Origin of the sequence: Phreatobacter aquaticus (genome assembly GCF_005160265.1) — a bacterium.
GTDB lineage: Bacteria > Pseudomonadota > Alphaproteobacteria > Rhizobiales > Phreatobacteraceae > Phreatobacter > Phreatobacter aquaticus.
Genome location: NZ_CP039865.1, coordinates 3,244,265 through 3,268,269, shown reverse-complemented (window position 1 = coordinate 3,268,269; position 24,005 = coordinate 3,244,265). Strand labels below are relative to the sequence as shown.

At 66.3% G+C, this 24,005-nt stretch carries 22 protein-coding genes; 12 read left to right on the top strand and 10 right to left on the bottom strand.

The genetic code is table 11. The annotated features are described in order from the left end of the window. The first annotated feature begins 25 nt into the window (after positions 1 to 25). Positions 26 to 1,102 carry a phosphoribosylformylglycinamidine cyclo-ligase gene (purM, locus tag E8L99_RS15315; protein ID WP_137100363.1) on the top strand — a complete coding sequence of 359 codons (1,077 nt, stop codon included), beginning with the start codon at positions 26 to 28 and terminating at the stop codon, positions 1,100 to 1,102. Beyond that, entirely contained in the window at positions 1,099 to 1,686 is a 588-nt protein-coding gene (gene purN, locus E8L99_RS15310) for a phosphoribosylglycinamide formyltransferase (protein ID WP_137100362.1), read from the top strand. Before purM ends, purN begins: the two co-directional genes overlap by 4 nt. A gap of 22 nt (positions 1,687 to 1,708) precedes the next feature. On the opposite strand, the gene E8L99_RS15305 is transcribed toward purN, so the two are convergent. The 3 genes from E8L99_RS15305 to ndk form a co-directional block, all read right to left on the bottom strand. Next, complete coding sequence (locus tag E8L99_RS15305; protein ID WP_137100361.1) at positions 1,709 to 2,353, bottom strand: PilZ domain-containing protein; 645 nt, start codon at positions 2,351 to 2,353, stop codon at positions 1,709 to 1,711. Between the two features lie 293 nt (positions 2,354 to 2,646). Further along, positions 2,647 to 4,749: a molybdopterin-containing oxidoreductase family protein gene (locus E8L99_RS15300; RefSeq protein WP_137100360.1), complete on the bottom strand. Its 2,103-nt coding sequence runs from the start codon at positions 4,747 to 4,749 to the stop codon at positions 2,647 to 2,649. A 100-nt stretch (positions 4,750 to 4,849) separates the two neighbouring features. Further along, entirely contained in the window at positions 4,850 to 5,275 is a 426-nt protein-coding gene (gene ndk, locus E8L99_RS15295) for a nucleoside-diphosphate kinase (protein ID WP_137100359.1), read from the bottom strand. 248 nt (positions 5,276 to 5,523) lie between these two features. Between ndk and E8L99_RS15290 the strand changes: the two genes are divergently transcribed. Next, a complete protein-coding gene (locus E8L99_RS15290) occupies positions 5,524 to 5,844 on the top strand; it encodes a hypothetical protein (protein ID WP_137100358.1) in 321 nt (106 codons plus the stop codon). A gap of 129 nt (positions 5,845 to 5,973) precedes the next feature. Here the strand turns inward: E8L99_RS15290 and E8L99_RS15285 are convergent, their stop codons facing one another. After that, a complete protein-coding gene (locus E8L99_RS15285) occupies positions 5,974 to 6,684 on the bottom strand; it encodes an aquaporin (RefSeq protein ID WP_252511124.1) in 711 nt (236 codons plus the stop codon). Between the two features lie 112 nt (positions 6,685 to 6,796). Beyond that, entirely contained in the window at positions 6,797 to 7,186 is a 390-nt protein-coding gene (locus tag E8L99_RS15280; RefSeq protein WP_137100357.1) for a hypothetical protein, read from the bottom strand. A gap of 75 nt (positions 7,187 to 7,261) precedes the next feature. Here E8L99_RS15280 and E8L99_RS15275 point away from each other — a divergent pair, with 75 nt between their 5' ends. Further along, a complete protein-coding gene (locus tag E8L99_RS15275) occupies positions 7,262 to 9,166 on the top strand; it encodes an ABC-F family ATP-binding cassette domain-containing protein (RefSeq protein ID WP_137100356.1) in 1,905 nt (634 codons plus the stop codon). Between the two features lie 86 nt (positions 9,167 to 9,252). Here E8L99_RS15275 and E8L99_RS15270 read toward each other — a convergent pair whose 3' ends face one another. The 3 genes from E8L99_RS15270 to E8L99_RS15260 form a co-directional block, all read right to left on the bottom strand. Next, positions 9,253 to 10,446, bottom strand: a complete 1,194-nt coding sequence (locus tag E8L99_RS15270; RefSeq protein WP_137100355.1) for an MFS transporter — start codon at positions 10,444 to 10,446, stop codon at positions 9,253 to 9,255. Continuing rightward, a complete protein-coding gene (locus E8L99_RS15265; RefSeq protein ID WP_137100354.1) occupies positions 10,443 to 10,895 on the bottom strand; it encodes a DNA polymerase III subunit chi in 453 nt (150 codons plus the stop codon). The genes E8L99_RS15270 and E8L99_RS15265 overlap by 4 nt, the downstream gene beginning before the upstream one ends. Before the next feature lie 108 nt (positions 10,896 to 11,003). Further along, a complete protein-coding gene (locus tag E8L99_RS15260) occupies positions 11,004 to 12,500 on the bottom strand; it encodes a leucyl aminopeptidase (RefSeq protein ID WP_137100353.1) in 1,497 nt (498 codons plus the stop codon). Between the two features lie 206 nt (positions 12,501 to 12,706). Here E8L99_RS15260 and lptF point away from each other — a divergent pair, with 206 nt between their 5' ends. The 7 genes from lptF (at position 12,707) to E8L99_RS15225 (ending at position 21,799) form a co-directional block, all read left to right on the top strand. After that, positions 12,707 to 13,885, top strand: coding sequence for an LPS export ABC transporter permease LptF (gene lptF, locus E8L99_RS15255; RefSeq protein ID WP_168201692.1), 1,179 nt, complete (start codon positions 12,707 to 12,709; stop codon positions 13,883 to 13,885). Next, the gene (gene lptG, locus E8L99_RS15250; protein WP_137100351.1) at positions 13,882 to 14,967 is read left to right on the top strand and encodes an LPS export ABC transporter permease LptG; all 1,086 of its coding nucleotides are present in this window, start codon (positions 13,882 to 13,884) and stop codon (positions 14,965 to 14,967) included. The genes lptF and lptG overlap by 4 nt, the downstream gene beginning before the upstream one ends. Further along, a complete protein-coding gene (locus E8L99_RS15245) occupies positions 14,967 to 17,615 on the top strand; it encodes an LPS-assembly protein LptD (RefSeq protein WP_137100350.1) in 2,649 nt (882 codons plus the stop codon). Before lptG ends, E8L99_RS15245 begins: the two co-directional genes overlap by 1 nt. Before the next feature lie 81 nt (positions 17,616 to 17,696). Then, a complete protein-coding gene (locus tag E8L99_RS15240; RefSeq protein WP_137100349.1) occupies positions 17,697 to 18,644 on the top strand; it encodes a SurA N-terminal domain-containing protein in 948 nt (315 codons plus the stop codon). 1 nt (position 18,645) lies between these two features. Next, positions 18,646 to 19,647 carry a 4-hydroxythreonine-4-phosphate dehydrogenase PdxA gene (gene pdxA / locus E8L99_RS15235; RefSeq protein ID WP_137100348.1) on the top strand — a complete coding sequence of 334 codons (1,002 nt, stop codon included), beginning with the start codon at positions 18,646 to 18,648 and terminating at the stop codon, positions 19,645 to 19,647. Then, entirely contained in the window at positions 19,644 to 20,498 is an 855-nt protein-coding gene (rsmA, locus tag E8L99_RS15230; RefSeq protein WP_137100347.1) for a 16S rRNA (adenine(1518)-N(6)/adenine(1519)-N(6))-dimethyltransferase RsmA, read from the top strand. The genes pdxA and rsmA overlap by 4 nt, the downstream gene beginning before the upstream one ends. 146 nt (positions 20,499 to 20,644) lie before the next feature. Continuing rightward, a complete protein-coding gene (locus E8L99_RS15225; protein ID WP_252511123.1) occupies positions 20,645 to 21,799 on the top strand; it encodes an MFS transporter in 1,155 nt (384 codons plus the stop codon). Between the two features lie 5 nt (positions 21,800 to 21,804). Here the strand turns inward: E8L99_RS15225 and gmk are convergent, their stop codons facing one another. Continuing rightward, positions 21,805 to 22,488: a guanylate kinase gene (gene gmk, locus E8L99_RS15220; protein ID WP_137100345.1), complete on the bottom strand. Its 684-nt coding sequence runs from the start codon at positions 22,486 to 22,488 to the stop codon at positions 21,805 to 21,807. A 4-nt stretch (positions 22,489 to 22,492) separates the two neighbouring features. Then, positions 22,493 to 23,380, bottom strand: coding sequence for a YicC/YloC family endoribonuclease (locus E8L99_RS15215; RefSeq protein WP_137100344.1), 888 nt, complete (start codon positions 23,378 to 23,380; stop codon positions 22,493 to 22,495). A 146-nt stretch (positions 23,381 to 23,526) separates the two neighbouring features. Here E8L99_RS15215 and E8L99_RS15210 point away from each other — a divergent pair, with 146 nt between their 5' ends. After that, the gene (locus E8L99_RS15210; RefSeq protein ID WP_137100343.1) at positions 23,527 to 23,994 is read left to right on the top strand and encodes a DUF2269 family protein; all 468 of its coding nucleotides are present in this window, start codon (positions 23,527 to 23,529) and stop codon (positions 23,992 to 23,994) included. The last annotated feature ends 11 nt before the right edge of the window (positions 23,995 to 24,005 follow it).

The window sequence follows — 24,005 nt, the reverse complement described above, 5'->3', positions numbered from 1 at the left end:
GTCCTCTGAACCGGAAAGTCAGCCCGTGACAGACACTGAGAAACGCAAGAACGGCCTCACCTATGCCGAGGCAGGCGTCGACATCGATGCCGGCAACCGCATGGTCGACATGATCAAGCCGCTGGTGCGCGCCACCGCGCGTCCCGGCGCCGATGCCGAGATCGGCGGATTCGGCGGCCTGTTCGACCTGAAGGCCGCGGGCTTCAAGGATCCGGTCCTGGTCGCCGCCAATGACGGCGTCGGCACCAAGATCAAGATCGCCATCGAGACGGGCAAGCACGACACGATCGGCATCGATCTCGTCGCCATGTGCGTCAACGACCTGGTGGTCCAGGGCGCCGAGCCGCTGTTCTTCCTCGACTATTTCGCGACCGGCAAACTCTCGCCGGAGGCTGCCGCCCAGGTGGTCAAGGGCATCGCGCTGGGCTGCAAGGAAGCGGGCTGCGCCCTGATCGGCGGCGAGACCGCCGAAATGCCGGGCCTCTATGCCGATGGCGACTATGATCTCGCCGGCTTCTCGGTGGGCGCTGCCGAACGCGGCACGCTCCTGCCGCGCGGCGACCTGAAGGTCGGCGATGTCGTGCTCGGACTTGCCTCCTCCGGCGTCCATTCCAACGGCTATTCGCTGGTGCGCAAGATCGTCGAGCTCTCGGGCCTTGCCTGGGACGCGCCGGCCCCGTTCAAGCCGGAGGTGAGCCTTGGCGAAGCGCTGCTGGAGCCGACCCGCATCTATGTGAAGAGCCTGATCGCAGCCCATCGCGCGACCGGCACGATCAAGGCGCTAGCGCACATCACCGGCGGCGGCTTTGTCGATAACATTCCGCGCGTCCTGCCCGAGGGCTTCGGCGTCGAGGTCGATCTCTCGGCCGTGCCAGTGCCGCCGGTCTTCGGCTGGCTCGCCAAGGTCGGCGGCTTGGAACAGTCGGAAATGGTCCGCACGTTCAACTGCGGCATCGGCATGGTGGCGGTGACGACCGCCGCCGATGCCGACCATCTGATCGCGACACTTCAGGCCTCGGGCGAAACGGTGGTGCGCCTCGGCCAGGTGACGGAAGCCGCCGCCGAGCCGCGCGTGACCTTCACCGGGGCTCTCTCGCTGTGAGCCGCAAGCGGGTTGCCGTCCTGATCTCGGGGCGCGGATCCAACATGGCCGCGCTGATCGAGGCGGCCAGGGCCGCGGATTATCCCGCCGAGATCGTGCTGGTCATCTCGAACATTCCGGGCGCCGGCGGCCTTGCCACGGCGGAGGCGAACGGCATCGCCGCCGTCACCGTCGACCAGAAGCCGTTCGGCCGCGACCGCGAGGCCTTCGAACGCGCAGTGCAGGCACATCTGGTCGAACACCGGATCGACATCGTCTGTCTCGCCGGTTTCATGCGCATCCTCACCCCCTGGCTGGTCGGCCAATGGGAATGGCGGATGATCAACATCCATCCCTCGCTCCTGCCGGCCTACAAGGGTCTCGATACCCATGCCCGCGCGATTGCCGACGGCGTGACGAAACATGGCGCGACCGTCCATTTCGTCACCGCCGAGCTCGATGCCGGCGACGTCATCCTCCAGGGCGAGGTTGACGTGGTTCCCGGCGACACGCCGGAGACGCTGGCTGCGCGTGTGCTCAAGGTCGAGCATGAGATCTATCCGCAGGCGCTGCGGATGATCGCGACAGAATACAAGCTGATCTAACCCGCGGCGCGCGGTGGGCCTCTCACTTCTGCAGCAGCAGTCGCTCCAGGGACGCCGGTTCGATCGTGTCGAGGAATTCGACCGCGAATCCTTCCGGGAAGTGCCGGCAGACGCGCGCGCGCAACCGTCCGACAATCAGCAACGTGCCGATCTCCGGTACGATATCGGCGGAGATGGCAGCCCCGGTCGCCGACATGTCCATGATCAGGCAGGACAGCACCCCACCATCGGCGAAGGTCAGCATGGAAAAGGGATCGCGCGGCACGACGCGGGCATGAAGCCTCATGTCGTGGGTGTCGTGGTTCTTGTGGTCCTCCATCCAGGCCAATTGCCCGAACAGGCGCTGGCGGGCGTCATCGGTCATGACCAGGCTCATGACGAAGCCGCCCTCGAGCACCCGGATGATGCGGCCCGACAGCTTGCCGAAGGCGGAGACATAGACGATGGCGCGATCGCCGACCGGTCCCTTGACCGGACAGGCGATCATCGCCGCCTTGCTCGACATGTTGATGACGCGGCAGCGGAACTCGCGGCGGCGGCCGGCCTCGTCGCGGCTGGAGGCCAGCGAATAGGTTCCAGGCAGGCTCATGATGACGCGGACTTCGGCGCGCCGCTCGACGCTGACGAAATCACCAATATCCGATCGTGGATCGTTGTCCCGATGCATTGGGGCGCCCGAGAACGATAGGTTTGTGCGAAACATGCGCCGATATGCCTGCCGGCAAAATAAAGGAGATTTAAGAGACTCGTCAAACTTGAATCTATTGCCTGGTTTTCTTGCAATCTTGTGTTTTCGTAACGTAAGGCTTTCGGCGATACAGTTCCCCAACGTCATCACAGGCCGGAACAGCACCCGAATACCATGACGCACGCGGGCGTCCGCCCCCCGGCCATGGCGGCGGGGCGCGTCATGTCATGGACTGGATCGTGCTGACGGGCGTGCCGCAGCCCGCCCTGAGGTCAGAGCGGGCGGATCCACGCCTTGTTGTCGTGGAAGGCGGCGCCACCGAAGGGCGCGACCGCATCGGCACTGGTCAACGTGTTGATCCCACGGCCGCCCTCATGGGCATCGTTCGGCCAGATACCCTCGGCGACCAGCGTACCGGCCCTGGTCTGCTCGGTGAGCTTGGCGTGGAGGATCACCGTGCCCCTGACATTGCCGAGTTCGACCTTCGCGCCGTCGGCAATGGCGAGACGGGCAGCATCAGCCGGATTGATCATCACCTCCGGGCGCCCTTCCCGCTTTTTGGAAGATGGCGTCTCGACGAAGGTGGAATTGAGGAAGGAGCGGGCCGGCGAGGTCGCGAGCTTGAAGGGATGTTCGGCATCCGGCTCCTCCGTCACCGCCCAGTGGTCCGGCAGGCCCGGCATGTCCTTCCACGGGCCGAGCGGCCCGATATTGGCGAAGGGCACTTTCGGCCAGTCCGGCTTGAACTTGAAGCGCTTGTCGCCATAGGCGAAGCCCTTGAGGTAGTGCGCCTCCTCGAAGCTCGGCTGGACATCGCGGAAATTGCCGGTGGCGAGCTCGTCGAAGGTGCCCCAGCCGGAATTCTGCAGCGTCCAGTCGATGATCTCGCGCTCGTTCATCGCGAAGCCCTCGTGCTCGGCGCCGAGGCGGCGGGCAAGATCGCAGATGAGATCATGGTTGGAGCGGCATTCGCCGGGCGGCTCGACCAGTTTCAGGCCGAGCATGATGTGCTGGTGGCCGCCGCCCTGGTACATGTCGTCATGTTCCATGAACTGGGTCGCCGGCAGGACCAGATCGGCCATTTTCGCCGTATCGGTCATGAACTGCTCGTGGACCACGGTGAACAGGTCCTCGCGGGCAAAGCCGCGGACCACCTTGGCCTGTTCGGGCGCGACATTCACCGGGTTGGTGTTCTGGATGAGCAGCGCGGTGACCGGCGGCCCGTCGGAACCATCGGGGCGGCGGAGCGCGTCCGGCTCGCCGACCAGGATCGGGCCAATGCGCGACTGGTCGAGCATGCGGATCCTGGGGTTGCGGATATCGAGCCCCTCGATCAGCGATTTCCGCCAATGATAGATCGCGCCATTGTTGTGGAAGGCGCCGCCGCCCTCGACTTTCCAGGAGCCGGTGACGGCCGCGATGCAGGAGGCCGCATGCATGTTGACTGCGCCGTTGCGCTGCCGGCCGAAGCCATAGCCGAGGCGCAGATAGGTGCGCTTGTTCTCGCCGACCAGTTTGGCGAAAGCCTCGATCTCCTCGACCGTCAGGCCGGTGATGGCGGCGGCCCAGGCGGGATCGCGGGATTGAAGATGTGATTCCAGTTCTTCCGGTACGTCTGTGAAATCGCGGAGATATTCCCGATCGGCGAAGCCATCGCGGAACAGCACATGCATGACCGCGCAGGCGAGCGCGCCGTCAGTGCCAGGGCGCACGACGAGGCCGAGATCGGCCTGTTTCAGCGTGTCGGTACGATAGAGGTCGATGACCACGATCTTGGCGCCGCGCTCCTTGCGGGCCTTCATGGCGTGGGTCATCACATTGACCTGGGTGGAGACGGGATTGGTGCCCCAGATCACCACGACATCGGACTTCGCCATCTCACGCGGATCGACGCCAGCGAGCCGTCCGGTCCCGGCGATGAAACCCGACCAGGCCATGTTCACGCAGATGGTGGAGAAGAAGCCGGAATAATTCTTGGCGTGGCGCAGCCGGTTGATGCCATCGCGCTGCACGAAGCCCATCGTGCCCGCGTAATAATAGGGCCAGACGGTCTCCGAGCCGTAGCGCTTCTCCGCCTCCAGGAACCGCTCGGCGGTCATGGCCAGCGCCTCGTCCCAGGAAATGCGCTGGAACTCGCCGGAGCCCTTCGGACCTTTTCGGATCAGCGGGTGCAGCAGGCGGTCAGGATGGTGGATGCGCTCGGCATAGCGGGCGACCTTGGCGCAGATGACGCCGGCCGTGTAGCTCTGGGCGGGATCGCCATGGACGCGGCCGATGGTCTTGCCGTCGATCACCTCCACCTGCAGCGAGCAGGCAGACGGGCAATCATGCGGGCAGGTCGAGGGGTGGCGCTCGATCTTCGGCTGGGCGTTCATGGCGGGGGACACTCCGTTCGTCCCCGATCCTATGCCAGAACTGTTCCAACGAAAAAGGCGGGCCGAAGCCCGCCTTTGCATGAAGCCGATTTCGTCGATGTCAGGCCGAGATGATCTCGTTCTCGGAGAAGAACTGGGCGATCTCGATCTTGGCGTTGTCGGCCGAGTCCGAACCGTGGACCGAGTTCTCGCCGACCGACAGGGCGAACAGCTTGCGGATGGTGCCCTCGGCGGCCTGGGCCGGGTTGGTGGCGCCCATGACTTCGCGGTACTTGGCGATGGCGTTCTCGCCTTCCAGCACCTGGACGACGACCGGGGCCGAGACCATGAAGTCGACGAGCTCGCCGAAGAACGGACGCTCGCTGTGAACGGCATAGAAGCGGCGCGCCTCGGGCAGCGACATGCGCATGCGCTTCTGGGCGACGATCTTGAGACCGGCCTTCTCGATGACGGCGTTGATCGCGCCGGTGAGGTTGCGGGTCGTTGCGTCAGGCTTGAGGATGGAGAACGTGCGCTCGATGGCCATCGGTTGAGGTCCTTGGATGCCGGTTGAAAGGGATGAGGTGGCGCGCTTCTACCAGCGCGCCACGCCGGTCGCAATCTCCCTGCCCGCGTCAGGACGCAGCGGAGCCGCGCGGCGTCAGTGACCCAACGTTACAGACATGAACCCCTGATGAAACGACGCATCAGAATGGGTTCAGCGCGCGGCGCCTAGCTTTGACCTCATGACGGACAGGCCCTCCCCGAGCCCCCCGCCGTCGAAGGAGACAGACAATGCGCAGACTGGTTCTCACAGCCCTTGCTGCCGTCGCCGGCCTCGGCGCCGTGGCGGCCGCCCCCTCCAAGGCCGACGCGCAGGTGGCGATCGGCTTCGGCATCGCCAGCCCGATGATCGCCGAGCCGGTGCAATATTACCCGCCGCCCTATCGTGGCGACTGGGGTCCCCGCCGGCACTGGGATGGCCCGCCTCCGGGCTTCTACCGCCCGCCGCCGCCGCGTTGGGGCCCGCCCCCGCCGCGCCATTGCTGGGTCGAACGCCGCTGGGTCGAAACGCCCTGGGGTCCGCGTCCCCGCCCGGTCCGCGTCTGCCGCTGACACGCCAATTCAGTAGTTGCGCGGGATAAACCTGGCCCCACCTTCGTTCCCGCGCTGACAGAGACGCGCCGCCCCGGACATCCGGGACGGCGCGTCGCTCGTTTCAGTGGTGGTGTGGACGCGACGGGATCAGGCTTCGAGCGTCTTGTTGCGGAACAGGAGACCAGCCACCGCGCCGGCAATCGTCGGCACGATCAGGAACATCCAGACCTGGGCGAGCGCCTGGCCGCCGACGAAGACAGCCGGGCCGAACGAGCGCGACGGATTGAGCGAATTGCCCGAGACTGGCACGAAGGCGAGGTGAAGCACGGCGAGCGTCAGGCCGATGGCCAGGCCCGCGACCGGCGTGGTGCCAGCCTTGGAGGTTGCGCCGAGGATGACCACGATGAACAGGAACGTGGCAATGAATTCGGCGAGCACGGCCGAGCTCAGCGAGAAGCTCGACCAGCCGGTCTGGCCGAGACCCGCGGCCGTGACGTCATAGCCGGTCACCTTGCCAGCCAGCATCACGTAGAGCAGGCCCGCGCCAACGATCGCGCCGAGGAACTGGGCGATGATGTAGCCGGGCACATCGGAGGCCGGCATGCGGCCGGCGACGAAGGCGGCGACCGTCACGGCCGGATTGATGTGGCAGCCCGAGATCGGGCCGATGCCATAGGCCATGGCCATGACCGTCAGGCCGAAGGCGAGCCCGATCGGCAGGATGGCGAGGCTGGCGAAGGGCTGGCCGGAGCCAAGCACGCCGCCGAGGCCTCCCATCGTGATCGCGCCGCAACCGACGATGACCAGCGCGGCCGAGCCGATGAACTCGGCGGTATATTTCTGCATGGATGTGCTCATGGCGTGGTCCTGTCGACGGCGCGGCTCTTGATACGGCCGCAGGGGGTTGAGAATGGGCCCGGCCGGAGCGGCATGGCCGTCAGCACCGGGGAATGGCTGTCGCGCACTTCGCTCATCGCAAGGCGGCGGGGCGGATCGGGACGGTGTCGCGGGCGATCTCCGCCCCATCGCGCACCAGGCGCAGGGCGACCGTGTTGGCAGCGCGGGCGATGCTCGGGAAATTGTAGTCGCTCGATTGCGGGCCTGCGGCACGCGACCGGCACGCAGGCGTGGTATCGCGCAGCACCGGCACATCAATTGAGAGGGTGTTGCGGACGACGCCGACGGGGCGCGCGCGTCCAAGCCGGATGCAGGGGTCGGGGACGTCGGTCTGGACCACCACATGCACCACGCCGGACTGCCAGCGGGCCTCGGCGCTTTTCAGGCGGACAGCCTCCTGAGCCTCTGCGGCGGCGGGCAGAAACGCCAGAACAACGGCAGCGAGGGAGCGGCGGAATCGCATGACGCTTTGTACCATCCCGGTTTGTGATTGGTAGCGTGACTTGCATCCCGCGGTCGCCTCGGCCAAAAGCCCTATATGCTCCAGATCAACGACCTTACTGTCCGGGTTGCCGGCCGTGTCCTCATTGACAAGGCCTCCGTCGCGCTGCCGCCGAATGCGCGCGTCGGCTTCCTCGGGCGCAACGGCACGGGGAAGACCACGCTCTTCAAGGTGATCACCGGCGACTATGGCGCCGACGAGGGCACGGTGAAGCTGCCGGCGCGCGCCAAGATCGGCGGTGTCGCCCAGGAAGCGCCCGGCGGACCCGAGACGCTGATCGACTTCGTGCTGAAGGCCGACAAGGAGCGCGCCGCGCTGCTCGCCGAAGCCGAAACCGCGACCGACCCCAACCGCATCGCCGAGGTGCAGACCAGGCTCGCTGATATCGACGCCCATTCGGCCCCTGCCCGTGCGGCGATCATTCTTGCCGGCCTCGGCTTCGACGCGGAGGCACAGGCGCGGCCCTGTTCGGATTTTTCCGGCGGCTGGCGGATGCGCGTGGCGCTGGCCGCGGTGCTGTTCGCCGAGCCCGACCTTCTGCTGCTCGACGAGCCGACCAACTATCTCGATCTCGAAGGCACGCTCTGGCTGCAGCAATATCTTGCGACCTACCCGCATTCGATCCTGCTGATCAGCCATGACCGCGACCTGCTCGATGCCTCGGTCGACTTCATCCTGCATCTCGACCAGCGCAAGCTGACGCTGTGGCGGGGTTCCTACTCGACCTTCGCCAAGTCGCGCGCCATCGAGATCGCGGTGCGCGAGAAGGCCGTGCGCAAGCAGGAGGACAAGCGCGCCGATCTGCAGGCCTTCGTCGACCGGTTCCGCGCCAAGGCCTCCAAGGCCCGCCAGGCCCAGTCGCGTCTGAAGATGCTGGAGAAGATGGATACGGTGACGGCCATCGTCGAAACCGATGTGCCGCCTTTCATCATCCCGCCGCCGGAGCGGAAGGCCTCGCCGCCGATCATCAATCTGGAGGGCGCCTCCGTCGGCTACGAGCCGGGCAAGCCGATCCTCACCCAACTTAGCCTCCGGATCGACGATGACGACCGCATCGGTCTGCTCGGATCCAACGGCAACGGCAAGTCGACCTTCCTGAAGCTCATTTCCGACCGGCTGAAGCCGATGGGCGGCCGCGTCGTGCGCGCCGAGAAGATGAAGATCGCCTATTTCGCCCAGCACCAGCTGGACGAGCTGAGGCCCCAGGAGAGCGTCTACCAGCACATGCGCCGGCTGATGCCGGATGCGCCGGAGGCCAAGGTGCGCTCGGCTGCCGCCCGCACCGGCTTCTCGTCCGACCGCGCCGACACCAAGGTCGCCTCGCTGTCCGGCGGCGAGAAGGCGCGCCTCCTGTTCGCGCTCGCGGTAGCCGAGGGCCCTCACCTTCTGATCCTCGACGAGCCGACCAACCATCTCGACATCGACAGCCGCGCGGCTCTCGTCGATGCGCTGAACGGCTATCCGGGCGCCGTGATGATCGTGTCGCATGATCGCCACCTCCTGGAGGCGACCGTCGACCGGCTCTGGCTGGTCAATGACGGCACGGTGAAGCCGTTCGACGGCGATCTCGACGATTACCGCAAGATCGTGCTGAGCGGGCCGGCTTCGCCCAACGCCAAGCCCGGCAAGGGCACGGGCAAGGCCGCCGAGAAGGCGGAAGCCAGTGCCGCCGCCGAGGCGGTCAGCGCAGCGAAGCCCGCCGCCCCTCGGCTCGACGCCAAGGGTCTTGCCCGCCGGATCGGCGAGATCGAGGCGCAGATGGCCAAGCTCAAGGCCGAGATCGACAAGATCGACCGCATCCTCGCCCAGCCCGGCTATTTCCAGGCGCATCCGAACAATGCGACCGAGGCCACCCGGATCCGGGCGGTCAAGGCCGACCAGTTGGCGAGCGCGGAAGAGGAATGGCTGGCGGTGAGCGAGGAACTGGAAGCGGTGGGGTGAGTCCGGGATGGGCACTCACCTCTCCCCGCAGGCGGGGATAGGTGAGCGTCACCATCGCGGACGCAATGCGAGACTGACCCTTTGTCTCAATCGAACCGTTTCGCCCAGACCAGCACCATGCCGACGGCCAGCACGAAGCCTGACGCACCGATCGCGATCATGACCGGCACATAGCCAGCCGCCTCGATGGCGACGCTCGCCGGCAGCGCGATCATGTAGATCGCGGCGAAGAAAGTGGCGTTGAACAGCGCAAGCGGCGTTGCCCGGCGCTCCGGGGGAATGCCATCGCAGATCCACGCCGACAGCACCGGAAAGCCGATGGAATGGCCGAGCCCGAACACGGCTCCGGCCAGCACCGCCATTGGGACCGATTGGGCGAAGGCCGCCATGATCATGCCGGCGCCGAGGATGACCGCGCCACCGGCGACGACCAGCCGACGGTCGACCCGCTCCAGCGGGCTGAGAAGACCGAGGCGCACGACGAAGATCGACAGGGTGAAGCTGGTGAAGAAGACGCCGATCGACATGCCGCGGTCGATCAGAACCGGCGCCATATAGGCCGCAACGAAGCCGAACATGCCGCCATAGACCACGGCCGCGATCATCGGCAGGACGATGCGTCCCGCCTTGAAGAGAGCCCGCATGCCGCCAACTTCCGGGCCGGCCTTCTCGACCTGGCGCAGCGTGAACAGCATGGGCAACGCGATGAGACCCGGCAGCGAGCCGATGAGGAAGAACACGCTCGGGCCGAATGTGTGGAAGATCGCCTCGGCCAGTACGGGGGCGAAGGCATAGGGCAGCGGCGCCATGGCCGAGAGAATGCCGAACAGCTGGATGAACCGCGCCTGCGTCAGACGCGTGGTGCCATAGGTCATGGTGGGCGCATGGAACAGCGCGAAGCCGCAGCCCTGGATCAGCCGCGAGGCAAGCGACCCCGCGAATGAATCGTGGGTGACATAGAGGCTCGCCAGACCGAAGGTCGTCAGCGCGCAGCCGAGCTTCATCGTCGCGATCAGCCCGATACGGTTGGCAACCGCGCCAGACAGGAAACTCATCACCACCAGCGGCACGCCATAGATCGCCAGCAGAATGCCGATATTGGCGTGGCTGAAGCCGACATGCTCCCAGATCACCGCCAGCAGCACGGCCTGCTGGTTGGTCATGGCGGTGAGGAACAGGATGATGCCGAGGCGGATGAATTCCGAGCGGGCGAGTGTGTCGATGAAGCCGCGGGTCGGCGGTTCGGGCGCGAGCGGCGGCGCGACCGGCTCGCTGCTCACGCCTTCTTCTCCCAGCGCCCGGTATCGCCCTGCTGCCAATAGGTGCAGGCATGGCCGCCGGCCTTGGCCTGGCGCCAGTCGTTGCGCGCGCGATCGACGGCGTCGGGATCATTGCCGTCGAACATCAGGACCACGCGCTGATAGCTGCCGGCATTGTCCGGCAGGCTCGCGCCATCGACGAGGAAGCGCACGGCGGCGTCGGTTGCGAGGTCGGCACGGCTGGTGACCAGGATCGGCTGGGTGCCGGCATCGGGCTCGCGGTCGGTGCCGTGCGGCAGGAAGCTCTCCTCGGCAAAGGTCCAGAGGAGGCTGTCCAGAGCCTCGACCCGCTCCTGCGATGTCGCCTCGATCGCCACCTTCCAGCCGCGTTCGTAGGAGCGCTCGACAAGCGTCGGCAGCACTTTCTCCAGCGGCTGGTTCAGCAGATGATAGAACAGGATTTCCGTCACGGGGGCGCCTCTCAGCCGATCATATGCCGAGAGACGCGTCCCGTGTCATGCCTTTGCGCACATGGCACGCAGCCGGAATTGCTGCGGTGCGGAAGGGCGTCGCCCGCCTCACTTCTCGTAATGGTCGGCCACCAGCCGGTCGAGCAGGCGCACGCCCCAGCCGCCGCCCCAGGAGCGGTTGAGATCGCCCTTGATGCTGTTCATCGCGGTGCCGGCGACATCGAGATGAGCCCAGGGCGTGGTGTCGACGAAGCGCTGAAGAAATTGCGCGGCCGTGATGGCCCCCGCCAGCCTGCCGCCGGAATTCTTCATGTCGGCGAACTGGCTGTCGATGATCTTGTCATATTCGGGCGTCAGCGGCATCCGCCAAACCTTCTCGCCGGTGGCAAGGCCGGCCTCGCCAAGGGCTGAGGCAAGCTTGTCGTCGTTGGAGAACAGGCCGGCATGCTCCTGGCCAAGCGCCACCATGATGGCGCCGGTCAGGGTTGCCAGGTTGATCATCATCTTCGGCTTGAAGTGCTCTTTCGCGTACCAGAGCACATCGGCGAGCACGAGACGGCCCTCGGCGTCGGTATTGATGATCTCGATGGTCTGGCCGGACATCGAGGTGACGATGTCGCCGGGGCGGTAGGCATTGCCGTCCGGCATGTTCTCGACGAGGCCGACCAGGCCCACGACATTGACCTTGGCCTTGCGGGCGGCCAGCGCATGCATGAGGCCGGTGACGGCGGCAGCGCCGCCCATGTCGCCCTTCATGTCCTGCATGCCTTCGCCCGGCTTGATCGAGATGCCGCCGGTGTCGAAGCAGACGCCCTTGCCGATGAAGGCGATCGGCGCCTCGCCGTCCTTGCCGCCATCCCAGCGCATGACCGCCATCTGGCTGTCGCGGCGCGAGCCCTGGCCAACCGCCAGCAGCGCGCCCATGCCGAGCTTCTTCATCTCCTTCTCGCCGAGGATCTCGACATCGACGCCAAGCTTGTCGAGGGCCTCGATACGCTTGGCGAATTCCGCCGGGAACAGCACATTCGGCGGCTCGTTGACCAGTTCGCGGGCGAGATCGACGCCATCGGCAATGGCCTCGCGGGTCTTGAAGGCCTTGCGGGCAGCCTTCTCGTCGCCGACCAGCAAGGTGATGGTGCGCTTCTTCGGGCCCTCGTCGCCGTCCTTCTTCTTGGTCTTGTAGCGGTCGAAGGCATAGAAGCGCAGGCGGATGCCGAGCGCGACCTCGGCCGCCTGATCGGGCGTCAGCGGCCCTTCGGCCGTGTCCAGCAGAACGGTTGCCTCGGAGATTGCGTCCGGCAGGCGGGCGGTGATCTGGCCGCCGAGCTTGACGATGTCGATGCCCTTCCAGTCGGCGGGCTTGCCGACCCCGGCCACGAGCACCCGGTCGGCCGCCACCTTGTCGGGCGCCAGGATGTCGAGGAACGACCCGCCCTTGCCCTTGAACCCGTCGGCCGCTGCAGCCTTGGCGAGCAGGTCCTTCGCTGGCGCAAGGAGCGCCGCCGCATTCTTTGACGGCTTCAGGTCCGACCCGACGAGGATGACGGCGAGGCCCGAGACCGGAGTGGCGAGGGGCTGGAAGGCGATCTTGATGGTGTCTGGCATGGTCCAAGCTTGGGCAAGGGACAGAATCGACGAAGCGACGTATGGTTTCACACTACAGCGGCGATGTGGCGGACGGGAGACGGTCCGTTGGGAATCGGCTCCGCCATCTTGCCGCCGCCATGATCGCCTTCTACGGCTGAATGTCGGAACAGGATCGCGCCCGCCGCGCTCCTCAGTGCATGCTTGCCGGGGATATCGGGCCGGGAATGGGATCGCTCGAACGCTACATCTTCCGGCAAGCGGCCGTTGCCTTCGCGGGCGGCCTGTTCGTGCTGACCCTGATCGTCTGGATCACCCAGGTTCTGCAGCGGCTCGATCTCGTCACCAATAGCGGCCAGACGATCCTGCTGTTCTTCCTGATGACCAGCCTCGGCATTCCCGTGCTGCTGGCGCTGATTGCCCCCATCGCCATGTTCATGGCCTGCGTGCAGACGCTGAACAAGCTGAACGGCGATTCCGAGCTGATCGTCATGTCGGCGGCCGGCGTGCCGCCGAGCCGGATCATGCGGCCCCTGATGATGCTGACGGTGATCGTGATGGTGGCGGTCGGCGCCCTGTCGCTGCACCTGACCCCCTCCTCCATCCGCTATTTCCGCCTGCTCCTGACCCAGGTCCAGGCGAACATGCTCACCGCTATCGTCAGGCCCGGCCAGTTCACCCAGGCCGAGCGAGGCCTGACCTTCCATATCCGCGACCGGGCGCCTGGCGGCGTGCTGCTCGGCATCGTGGTGTCGGACACGCGCGATGCCGCCGTCCACATGACCTATGTGGCCGAGCGCGGCCTGATCAGCGAGCAGCCGCAGGGCACGTTCTTCGTGCTGGAGAACGGCAATCTGCAGCGCCGCGACACCAAGACCGGGCAGGCGTCCATCGTGGTGTTCGAGCGCTACGCCTTCGACCTGTCGAAGCTGACGCAGACGGCGGAAACGATTTATAGACCATCTGAACGCTACACTTCCGAACTCATGAATCCGAACCCTGCCGATCCGATGTTCGAACGGTGGCAGGGGCGGTTTCGCCAGGAGCTGCACGACCGTTTCGCCGCGCCGCTCTACCCACTGGCTCTGATGTGTATTGCGTTCGCCATGCTGGGACATGCACGTACGACGCGGCAAAGCCGCGGCACCGCGGTTGCCGGCGCCATCACCGCCATGGTGGTGGTGCGCGGTCTGGGTTTCGCGGTCTCCGGCATGGTCGCGACGCGGCCCTGGGCCATTCCGCTCGTCTATGGCGTGCCGCTGATCGCCATCGTGCTGTTCGGCGCCATGGCGCTCGGCTGGGTCCGGCTGCGCGTGCCGCAATCGATCAGCCGCGCCTTCGGCGAGTTCACCGACCGGATGGCCGAGCGCTTCGCGGCCCGCTTTGCGGCGAACGGCGGCTCATGATCGTCTCCACCTTCCAGCGCTACATGACCCGGAAGTTCTCGGCCGCCGTCGCCGGCGCGTTTCTGGGGACGTTCGGCCTGGTCCTGGTGGTGGATTTCGTCGAACAGCTCCGGCGCGTCGAGGATTCCCGGCGCGCCCCGACCCAGCTCGTGGCCCTGCTGGCGCTCTACCGAGTGCCGGCTTTCGTCGAGCTGATCCTGCCCTTTGCCGTGCTGGTCGGCGCCATGCTGTGCTTCCTCGGCCTGTCGAGGAAGCTTGAACTGGTGGTGGCGCGCGCGGCCGGCCTCTCCGCCTGGCAATTCCTAGCGCCAGCCCTCGTGGTGGCGGGGCTGACCGGCGTGTTCGCGGCAACCGTCTACAATCCCGTCGCCTCGGACTTCCGGGAGCGCGGACTGCGCCTTGAATCGCAATTGTTCGGACGCGCCTATCTCGGCGAGTCCCGCACCGATTTCTGGCTCCGCCAGGCCATGCCCGGCGGCCAGGCCGTGATCAATGCGGCGGCGGCCACCGACCGCGGCCAGCGTCTCTCCGGCGTCAGCGTGCTGGTCTATGACGTCGACGGCCATTTCAAGGAACGGATCGACGCCGAGACCGCCGAACTCGGCAATGGCTATTGGGACCTCGCCAAGGCACGGGTGACACCGCTCGACCGTGAGCCAGAGACCCATGCGACCTATCGACTGGCGACCCAGCTCACAGCCGAGCAGGTGCGCCAGAGTTTCGTGATGCCGGAACAGGTGTCCTTCTGGGAACTGCCGCAATTCATTGAGATTGCCCGAAAATCGGGACTTCCCAGCGCCCGGTTCGAATTGCAGTACCAATTGCTGCTGGCGCGGCCGCTGCTTCTGGTCGCCATGGTGCTGGTTGCCGCTGCGGCAAGTCTGCGCTTCGCACGCCTTGGTGGACTGGGCCGGACGATTCTGGGTGGCGTGGTCGCCGGATTTTTGCTTTACGTGGGATCCGAACTTGCCGGGAACCTGGGGCGCTCCAATCTGGTGCCTCCCATGCTCGCGGCCTGGTCGCCCGCATTCATCGGTGCGTTAATGGGTTTCATGGTTCTATTGAAGCAGGAGGACGGTTGATGCTGAACGCACCAACCCGCCTGACCGGCTTCTCGGCCCGAATCGCCCGGTCCGTCACGGCCGCAGCCGTCAGCGCTTGTGCGCTGATCGTCGCGTCGGGCGGGCTCGCGCCCCTGCGCGCCCAGATTTCCGCTGATGGCCAGCCCGTGCCCCGCTCGGTTCTGATCGGCGACCCGACACAGGTCCTGCCGATCGAGCCGTCGCGCAATGCCGCGGGCATGCCGACGGTGTCGTCGCCAGCGACCGCTCCGACCTTTGCCTCGACGCCAAGCCGCAACGCGGCCATGCAGGTCAATGCCAACCAGCTGGTCTATGACGAGCGCACCCAGCGCGTGACGGCGCGTGGCCGGGTCCAGATCTATTATGATGGCCGGACCATCGAGGCCGACGAGGTCATCTACGACCGCACCGCCAACCGCGTGCGCGCCGTCGGCAATGTCCGGGTGACGGAGCCCTCGGGCAATATCGCCCACGCGCAGGAACTCGATTTCGATCAGAGCTTCCAGAACGGCTTTGTCCGTTCGTTGAACCTGGAAACGCCGGACCGGCGCTATATCGGCGCCGCGAACGTGACCCGCGAGGGTGGCGAGACCACGATCTTCGACCGCGCGGTCTACACGGCCTGCGAGGCCTGCCGCACGGATACGACGCGGCCCCCGTCCTGGCAGATCAAATCCAAGCGGATCATCCATCGCGAGAGCGAGCGGACGATCTATTTCGAGGAATCGCGCGTCGAGATCCTCGGCGTGCCGATCGCCTATGTGCCCTATATGTGGTCGCCCGACCCGACGGTCAGGAAGGCGTCCGGCTTCCTGTTCCCGACGATCTCGAGTTCGAACCGCACGGGCGCCGGCGTCGAGATCCCCTATTTCTGGAACATCCAGCCGAATTACGACCTGCTGATCTCGCCGCGCTATTATTCGCGCCAGGGCTTCATGCCGGTGGCCGAATGGCGGCATGGCTTCGAGAGCGGCTATTACACGCTGCGCGGCGCCGCGATCTGGCAGAAGGACCCTTCGGTCTTCTCCTATTCGGATGGCACTCCGGAAGTCGGCAACCGCACGTTCCGCGGGGTCCTGCAGTCAACCGGCATGTTCCGCATCACCGAGCGCTGGCAGATGGGCTGGGAGGTCAATATCCTCTCGGATGCCGCCTTCCTGCGCGATTATTCGTTGATGCTGCCGGGTCAGACGGAAGCCAATTCCAGGCTCTACCTGCGCGGCCAGGGTCCAAGAAGCTGGTTCGATCTGTCGACCACGCGCTATGTCGGCATCACCGCGACCGATGTGAACAACAAGGTCCTGCCGACGACCCATCCGGTCCTCGACTATTTCAAGGTGCTCGACCAGTCAGTGCTGGGTGGCGAGTTCTCGTGGCGTTCGAGCGTTGTCAGCCTGACGCGCGAATCCGCCGATGTGAGCGTGCGCGACCCGCGCGTGCCGATCACCTGCAACACGGCACTGGCGCCCAGCGCGTCGAATCTGACCCGCTCGAATTGCCTGGTGAATGGCATTGACGGCACCTATACGCGTGCATCGCTTGAGGTTGCCTGGCGCCGCCGGATCACCGATGCGCTCGGCCAGGTCTGGGAACCCTTCGTCTCGGTGCGCGGCGACGTCGCCGGCTACCAGCTGCGCAATGTCGGCAGCGTGCTCGGCTCGTTCACCAATCTCAGCAATGACGAGCGGGTTTTCACCCGCTTCATGCCGACGGTCGGGCTCACCTATCGCTATCCGTGGATCGCGGCGACCGAATACGGCACGACGACGGTGGAGCCGATTGTCCAGTTCATCGCCCGCCCGAGCGAGACGCTGATCGGCCGGCTGCCCAACGAGGACTCGCAGAGCCTGGTGTTCGACGACACCAACCTGTTCTCCTACAACAAGTTTTCTGGCTGGGACCGGATCGAGGGCGGCGGCCGCCTGAACTATGGCGCCAACATCACCCATCGCTTCGTCAACGGCTCGACGGTCAACGTGATGTTCGGCCAGTCGGTCAGCCTGTTCGGGCTGAACTCGTTCGCCTATGGCGATCCGACCGTCGCCGGTTCCTATGATCCGACGGGCGCCGGCGCCAATTCCGGCCTCGACAAGGCCCGCTCCGACTATGTTGCCCGGTTCACCTATCAGATGAACCCGAATTTCCGCTTCTCGGCACGCGGGCGCTTCGACGAGCGGACGCTGGCCGTGCAGCGCGGCGAGATCGAGGCGACCGGCCGGTTCGGCGCTTTCGCGCTTACCGGCACCTATGCCTATCTCGCCGAGCAGCCGATCCTCGGCTACCAGGTGCCGCGCAGCGGCATTGGCGCGGCCGTTTCGTACAACGTCTCGCAGAACTGGACGCTCTACGGCGCCGCCCGCTTCTCCTTCCAGCGCCAGAACCTGTCCGCGACCTATCTCGACCCGACGATCGCGATCGCCGAGCGCAACAAGATCGAAGGCGTGACTGTCGGCGTGAACTATCTCGACGACTGCTTCCAGTTCGGCTTCTTCTATTCGCGTGACTTCGCATCCACCGTCGTGACCTCGAGCGGCGCTTCGGAGACGCGCGATGTCCACCGCTTCATGTTCCGCTTCAATGTCCGTACCGTCGGCGAGATCGGCGTCTCGCAGAACGTGTCGAACTGGTTCAATCCGCCCGTGAACTGACCGCCCTGCCCTGATTGCGCCACCGTCTTGCGCAAGGGACGAGGCAGGATCATCCTCACCCGCCTGCTAGGAACGTCGCCCATGGACCTTTCGCGTCCCCTCATGACCGTCGCTGCCGCGCTGGGGTTGATGGTGATGACTGCCGCCGCCCCCGTCCGGGCGCAGGAGGGCAGTGTCGCCGTCGTCGTCAATGGCGTGCCGATCACGTCCTTCGATATCCCGCAGCGCCAGCGGCTGCTGCAATTGCGCGAAGGCCGGCCCTTCACCGCGGCCCAGGCGCTCGACGACCTGATCAACGACCGCGTCAAGTTCGCCGAGGCCCGGCGCTTCCGCGTCGAGGCCAATGAGGCCCAGGTCAATGCCGCCTATGCCCAGGTCGCCAGCCGCTCGGGCATCGATGTGCGCGCCTTCGACCAGGTTCTGCGCTCGCAGGGCATCGAGCCGCGCGTCTATCGCGGCAAGATCCGCGCCGATCTCTCCTGGTCGAACATTGTGGGCGCCCGTTTCGGCCGCACCATCTTCGTGACCGACACCCAGCTCGCCAATGCCATCTCGCGCCGTTCAACCGGCAATGCCCAGCTGATGGAATATAACCTGCGCCAGGTGATCCTGCTGGTGCCGCAGACCGCGGCGCCCGCCGTCGTCGCCCGCCGCATGGGTGAAGCCAATGCGCTGCGCGGGCGGTTCAGCAATTGCGTCGCCGATATCGACCAGGTCCGCACCATGTCGGACGCGGCCGTGCGCGACCCGATCCGCCGCACCTCGACCGATCTCAGCCCGGCCTTCCGCACCATTCTGGATCAGACCGCGATCGGCAAACTGACGCCGCCCTCCCGCACGCCGCAGGGCATCGAGATGGTGGCGGTGTGCTCCAAGCAGCCAGCAAGCTCCGACGACACCGCCACCCGCAACCAGGTACGCGAAGAGATCACCACGGCCGAGATGCGGCGCATCTCGAACGATTATCTCGCCCGCATCCGCCGAACCGCGGTGATCGAGTACAAGAACGGCCACCGGCCGCTCAACTGACATGCTGCCACTTGCCGTGACGATGGGCGAACCGGCCGGAATTGGGCCGGATATCGCGCTGATGGCCTGGCGCGACCGCGCCGCCAACAATCTGCCGCCCTTCTATCTGATCGGCGATCCAGACCTGATGGAGGCCCGCGCCGCGCGGCTCGGCATCGGTGTGCCCGTGGTGCCGGTGGAGGTTCACGAGGCCTTCGAGACCTTCCCCTATGGCCTTCCCGTCGTCGCAGTGTCGGGCAGCGCCGCCGACAGGCCCGGCGTGCCTGATCCGGCGACCGGCGGCCTCGTCATCGAATCCATCCGTTCGGGCGTCGAGGACGTGCGCATGGGCCGCGCGCGGGCGATCGTCACCAACCCCATCGCCAAGTCGGTGCTGGCCGCCGCGGGCTTTGCCCATCCCGGCCATACGGAATATCTCGGCGAACTCGCCCGCACCTTCCGCCAGGGCCCGTCGCGGCCGGTCATGCTGATCTGGAGCCGTGATCTCGCCGTGGTGCCGGTGACCATCCACATGCCGCTCGCGGAGGTGCCGCAGCGCCTGACAAAAGCGCTGATCGTCGACACCGCGGCCATCGTCGATCACGACATGCGGACGCGGTTCGGCATGGCCCGGCCGCGGCTGGCGATTTGCGGGCTCAATCCGCATGCCGGCGAGGACGGGCTGCTCGGTCACGAGGAGGACGATGTCATCCGCCCGGCCATCGCCGAGCTGAAGGCGCTGGGCATCGACGCCACCGGCCCGTATCCTGCCGACACGCTGTTCCATCCGGCAGCCCGCGCAACCTATGACGTGGCGCTCGGCATGTATCACGACCAGGTGCTGGTGCCGGTGAAGACGCTCGCCTTCGACACCGGCGTCAATGTCACGCTTGGCCTGCCCTTCGTGCGCACCTCGCCGGACCACGGCACGGCCTTCTCGCTGGCCGGGACCGGTCGCGCGCGACCGTCGAGCCTGATCGAGGCGATCGCGCTGGCCGGGCGGCTGACGGCGCCGGGGCCATGAGCGCGATCGACGACCTGCCGCCGCTGCGCGAGGTGATCGCCCGCCATGGGCTGATGGCGAAGAAGCAGCTCGGTCAGAACTTCCTGCTCGACCTCAACCTGACAAGCCGCATCGCGCGGGCCTCCGGGCCGCTGGAGGGCGTCACCGTTCTGGAGGTGGGTCCTGGCCCCGGCGGATTGACGCGGGCGCTGCTGGCCAATGGTGCGGCCCGCGTCGTCGCCATCGAGCGCGACCCGCGCTGCCTGCCGGCACTGGCCGAAATCGCGGCGCATTATCCCGGCCGTCTCGAAGTGATCGAAGGCGATGCACTGGAGGTCGATGCCGCCGCCATGCTTGGCCAGGGGCCGGCCCGGATCGTCGCCAACCTGCCCTACAATGTCGCGACACCCCTGCTCACCGGCTGGCTGACAACAGAGGCATGGCCGCCCTGGTTCCAGTCGCTGACGCTGATGTTCCAGAAGGAGGTGGCGCAGCGGATCGTGGCGCCCCCCGGCTCCGATCCCTATGGCAGGCTCGGCGTGCTCTGCGGCTGGCGGACGGAGGCGAAGATCGCCTTCGATGTCGGCCCCTCGGCCTTCGTGCCGCCGCCGAAGGTCACATCGTCGGTGGTTCACCTCGTGCCGCGTGCCGATCCCCTGCCCGCCAAGGTGAAGACCATGGAGCGGCTGACCGCTGCCGCGTTCGGGCAGCGCCGCAAGATGATCCGCCAGAGCCTGAAGGGCTTCGTGCGCGATCCCCTGCCGCTGATCGAGGCGGCGGGGCTCGATCCGACGGAGCGGGCCGAGAACCTGACGATCGCCGAGTTCGCGATGCTGGCGCGGCTTGCCGACCGGACAACCGGCCAAGAATAAGCTACCCGCCCGGACAGCCGCAGCCTTGCAGAGGCATGGGTTCAAAGTCACGGCACTGTCACATGCGGCGAGACGGACCTCGCTAGATTGCGGTCATGTTCGCCCCCACCGACACACCCGCTCCTAGCCTTCCAAGGATCCTCTTCGTGCTCGCCGTGACCCAGACGCTGGGTTGGGGCGTGTTGAGCCTGCTGCCGGTGATCGGTCGCGACCTTGCCGGCGATCTCTCCATGGCCTTGCCCAGCATATTCCTGGGAACCTCCGTCATGTATGTCGTCACCGCGCTCGCGGCACCGATGCTCGGCCAGGCGCTGATCCGTGCCGGCGCCCGCAGTGTGATGATGGCCGGCTTCGCGACAGGCGCCGGCGGGCTGACGGTCCTCGCCCTGGCCACAGGGCCTTTCGGCTTCTTTGCTGGCTGGCTGTTCCTTGGCCTGTTCAGCGCGGCATCGCTGACAACCTCGGCCTATGTCTATCTCAACGCGGTGGCCGGCAAGCGCGCCAAGAGCATGATCGGCTCGCTCATGCTGGTCACGGGCCTGGCCTCCAGCATCTTCTGGCCGCTGACCGCCTTTCTGTCGGCCCAGATCGGTTGGCGCGCGACGGTTGCGATCTATGCAATGAGCCTGGTGATTGTCGCGGTGCCCTTGCTGCAATTCGGTCTGCCACAAGCTGCGGCTGGCACCGACGCCAGCGCGCGCGCGCAGGCAGATCATCAGGCAAGGGCGCCAGGCGGGGCCTTCGGCTTCATCGTCGCCGCGATCATCTGCAATGGTTTCGTCACCGTCGGATTCGAAGCGGTGATCATCGAGACCCTGCGTGCAATGGGGATTGGCGCTGCGGAGGCGGTCGCCTTTGGGTCTGTCATCGGCATGCTGAAAGTGGGCGGCCGATTGCTGGACATCGCAGGCGGTGGCCGCTGGGACGGGCTGACAACCGGCGTGATCGCCGCGATCGTCATGCCGCTCGGGATCGTGCTCCTGCTTGCCGGTGGGGGCGCATATTGGTCCATCGGCCTGTTCGCGCTGCTGTTCGGCCTCGGCAGCGGGGCCTTTGCGGTTGCCCGCGCCACGATGCCCCTCGTGTTTTTCGACACGTCATCCTATGCGCTGGCCATGGCGCGGATCGCCCTGCCGCTGAACCTGATCTACGCGGCGGCGCCACCGCTGCTGTCGGCCTTGCTGACCCATGGCGGATCCTCCGCCGTTCTGATCTGCGCCCTGGCCTTCAGCCTGGTCGCGCTGGCCTTCCTGGCGGTGCTCGACAGGCGGCGGCGTCTCCGCAATGACGAGGCGATGTAGCCCCCTCACTTGCGCGCCAGCAGCCCCAGATCCCCGTTCTCCAGCACCCGGTCGAGGTCGCGGCCGAGTTCTGTGATCAAGGCATCGAGCTTGGGGCGGCGGCGCTGCTTCAGCCGCTCGGCATGAAGGATGGCGCGCAGCTCCATGAAGGCGCGGTCGAGGTCGTCATTGACCAGGATATAGTCGAAGTCGCTCCAGGCCTCGATCTCGGTGCGCGCCGTTTTCAGCCGTTTGAGGATCTGCTGGTCCTCGTCGCTGGCGCGGCGCTTCAGCCGGGAGATCTGCTCGGCAACGCTCGGCGGCAGAAGGAAGATCGTCGCCATGTCCTCGCGCACCATGGCGGAGAGCTGGCGGACGCCGGCGACATCGATGTCAAACAGCACGTCGTTGCCGGCCGACAGGGCCTGTTCCACGGCGGCCTTCGGCGTCCCGTAGAAATTGCCATGAACCTCGGCCCATTCCAGCAATTCGCCGGCATCGCGCATCTGGATGAAGCGCTCGGGCGAGATGAAGAAATAATGGACCTTGTCGATCTCGTCCGCCCGCTTCGGACGGGTGGTGACGGAGACCGACAGGGCGATCTCGGTCTCGGTCTGCAGGAGCTGGCGCGTCAGCGTCGACTTGCCGGCGCCCGAGGGCGAGGTGAGCACCAGCATGAGGCCGCGACGGGCCGTGACGGGATCGGCCATGGCCCTACTCCAGATTCTGGACCTGTTCGCGGAACTGCTCGACCACCGCCTTGAGCTCCAGACCAACCGCGGTCAGCGACACGTCGTTCGCCTTGGAACAGAGCGTGTTGGTCTCGCGGTTGAATTCCTGTGCCAGGAAATCGAGCTTGCGGCCAACCGGACCGCCCTGGGCGATCAGCTTGCGGGCCGCCGCCACATGGGCGTCGAGACGGTCGAGTTCCTCGCGGATATCGGCCTTGGAGGCCATCAGCAGCGCCTCCTGATGCAGGCGATCGGGGTCGAAGCCCTTGCCGGTCTCCATGAGGGCGGAGAGGCTTTCGAGGAGCTTGGCCTTGATCGCCTCGGGCTTGCGGCCGGGATTGGTCTCAGCCTGGTGCTTCAGGGCTGCGATCTCGTCGAGCCGTTCGATCAGAATGCGGGCGAGCGCGCTGCCCTCGGCCTGCCGCATGGCGACCAGACCTTCCAGCGCGAGGTCGAGACCATCGAGAATGGCCGTATGGAAGGCCGCGCGCTCTTCTTCGGTTTCTTCCGGCTCGACGATGTCGATGACGCCCCGGATATTGAGCAAGCCGTCGACACCCGGCGCGCGGGCATCGACCCGCTCGGCAATGATGCGGGCGGCCTCGATGACCTGGGCGAGCACGGCATCGTTGATCCGGACCTCGGAGGTCGCGCCCTCGCGCTTGACACTGGCGCTGGCAAAGATCGAACCGCGGGCGACCGCCTGGCCAATCTTCTGGCGGATGGCGGCCTCTGCCGCGTCCATGCCCGGCCCAAGACGCAGCTTGATGTCCAGCCCCTTGGAATTGACCGACTTGAGCTCCCAGGCCCAGACCGTCGACCCGACGACGCCCTCGGACCGCGCAAAGCCCGTCATGCTGGAGAGAGCCATGGATTCCCCTGAAGTTCGATCTTGAGCGACGGCGTTAGGGCGGCCAGCGCAGAAGGTCAAGCGGCCAGGCACATCGGCCGAGCGGGCTTTACGGCGCGAGGCCAAGATGAGACGAAGGGCGGCCATTCTCCCGCTGATCCCGGCCGATGACCTATTTCGTTCTCAAATACCTGCACGTCGTCGGTGCGATGGTCCTGCTTGGCACCGGCACCGGGATCGCCTTCTTCATGCTGATGGCCCATCGGAGCCGCGATGCCGCCTTCGTCGCGCGCACCGCCTCCGTCGTCGTTCTGGCCGACATGGTGTTCACCGCAAGCGCCGTGATCGCGCAGCCGGTGACCGGCTATCTGCTCGTGCGGGAACTGGGTCTGCCGCTCAGCGAGGCCTGGATTGCGGGGTCGCTGTTGCTCTATGGCGTTGCCGGCCTCGCCTGGCTGCCGGTGGTCTGGATCCAGATGCGTCTGCGCGATCTGGCCCGGGCTTCCGCCGCTTCGGGCGCGGATCTGCCGGCCGATTATCACCGCCTCTTCCGCTGGTGGCTGGTGCTCGGGCTGCCCGGCTTCGGTTCGGTGATGCTGATCATCTGGCTGATGATCGCCAAGCCGACCTGGTGACGGCCAAGGAG

What these genes read in the sequence shown, in the direction of transcription:
- E8L99_RS15305 (WP_137100361.1), bottom strand. Translation starts at nt 2,353, where the DNA reads ATGCATCGGGACAACGATCCACGATCGGATATTGGTGATTTCGTCAGC.
- E8L99_RS15300 (WP_137100360.1), bottom strand. Translation starts at nt 4,749, where the DNA reads ATGAACGCCCAGCCGAAGATCGAGCGCCACCCCTCGACCTGCCCGCAT.
- ndk (WP_137100359.1), bottom strand. Translation starts at nt 5,275, where the DNA reads ATGGCCATCGAGCGCACGTTCTCCATCCTCAAGCCTGACGCAACGACC.
- E8L99_RS15290 (WP_137100358.1), top strand. Translation starts at nt 5,524, where the DNA reads ATGCGCAGACTGGTTCTCACAGCCCTTGCTGCCGTCGCCGGCCTCGGC.
- E8L99_RS15285 (WP_252511124.1), bottom strand. Translation starts at nt 6,684, where the DNA reads ATGAGCACATCCATGCAGAAATATACCGCCGAGTTCATCGGCTCGGCC.
- E8L99_RS15280 (WP_137100357.1), bottom strand. Translation starts at nt 7,186, where the DNA reads ATGCGATTCCGCCGCTCCCTCGCTGCCGTTGTTCTGGCGTTTCTGCCC.
- E8L99_RS15275 (WP_137100356.1), top strand. Translation starts at nt 7,262, where the DNA reads ATGCTCCAGATCAACGACCTTACTGTCCGGGTTGCCGGCCGTGTCCTC.
- E8L99_RS15260 (WP_137100353.1), bottom strand. Translation starts at nt 12,500, where the DNA reads ATGCCAGACACCATCAAGATCGCCTTCCAGCCCCTCGCCACTCCGGTC.
- lptF (WP_168201692.1), top strand. Translation starts at nt 12,707, where the DNA reads ATGGGATCGCTCGAACGCTACATCTTCCGGCAAGCGGCCGTTGCCTTC.
- lptG (WP_137100351.1), top strand. Translation starts at nt 13,882, where the DNA reads ATGATCGTCTCCACCTTCCAGCGCTACATGACCCGGAAGTTCTCGGCC.
- E8L99_RS15245 (WP_137100350.1), top strand. Translation starts at nt 14,967, where the DNA reads ATGCTGAACGCACCAACCCGCCTGACCGGCTTCTCGGCCCGAATCGCC.
- E8L99_RS15240 (WP_137100349.1), top strand. Translation starts at nt 17,697, where the DNA reads ATGGACCTTTCGCGTCCCCTCATGACCGTCGCTGCCGCGCTGGGGTTG.
- pdxA (WP_137100348.1), top strand. Translation starts at nt 18,646, where the DNA reads ATGCTGCCACTTGCCGTGACGATGGGCGAACCGGCCGGAATTGGGCCG.
- rsmA (WP_137100347.1), top strand. Translation starts at nt 19,644, where the DNA reads ATGAGCGCGATCGACGACCTGCCGCCGCTGCGCGAGGTGATCGCCCGC.
- gmk (WP_137100345.1), bottom strand. Translation starts at nt 22,488, where the DNA reads ATGGCCGATCCCGTCACGGCCCGTCGCGGCCTCATGCTGGTGCTCACC.
- E8L99_RS15215 (WP_137100344.1), bottom strand. Translation starts at nt 23,380, where the DNA reads ATGGCTCTCTCCAGCATGACGGGCTTTGCGCGGTCCGAGGGCGTCGTC.
- E8L99_RS15210 (WP_137100343.1), top strand. Translation starts at nt 23,527, where the DNA reads ATGACCTATTTCGTTCTCAAATACCTGCACGTCGTCGGTGCGATGGTC.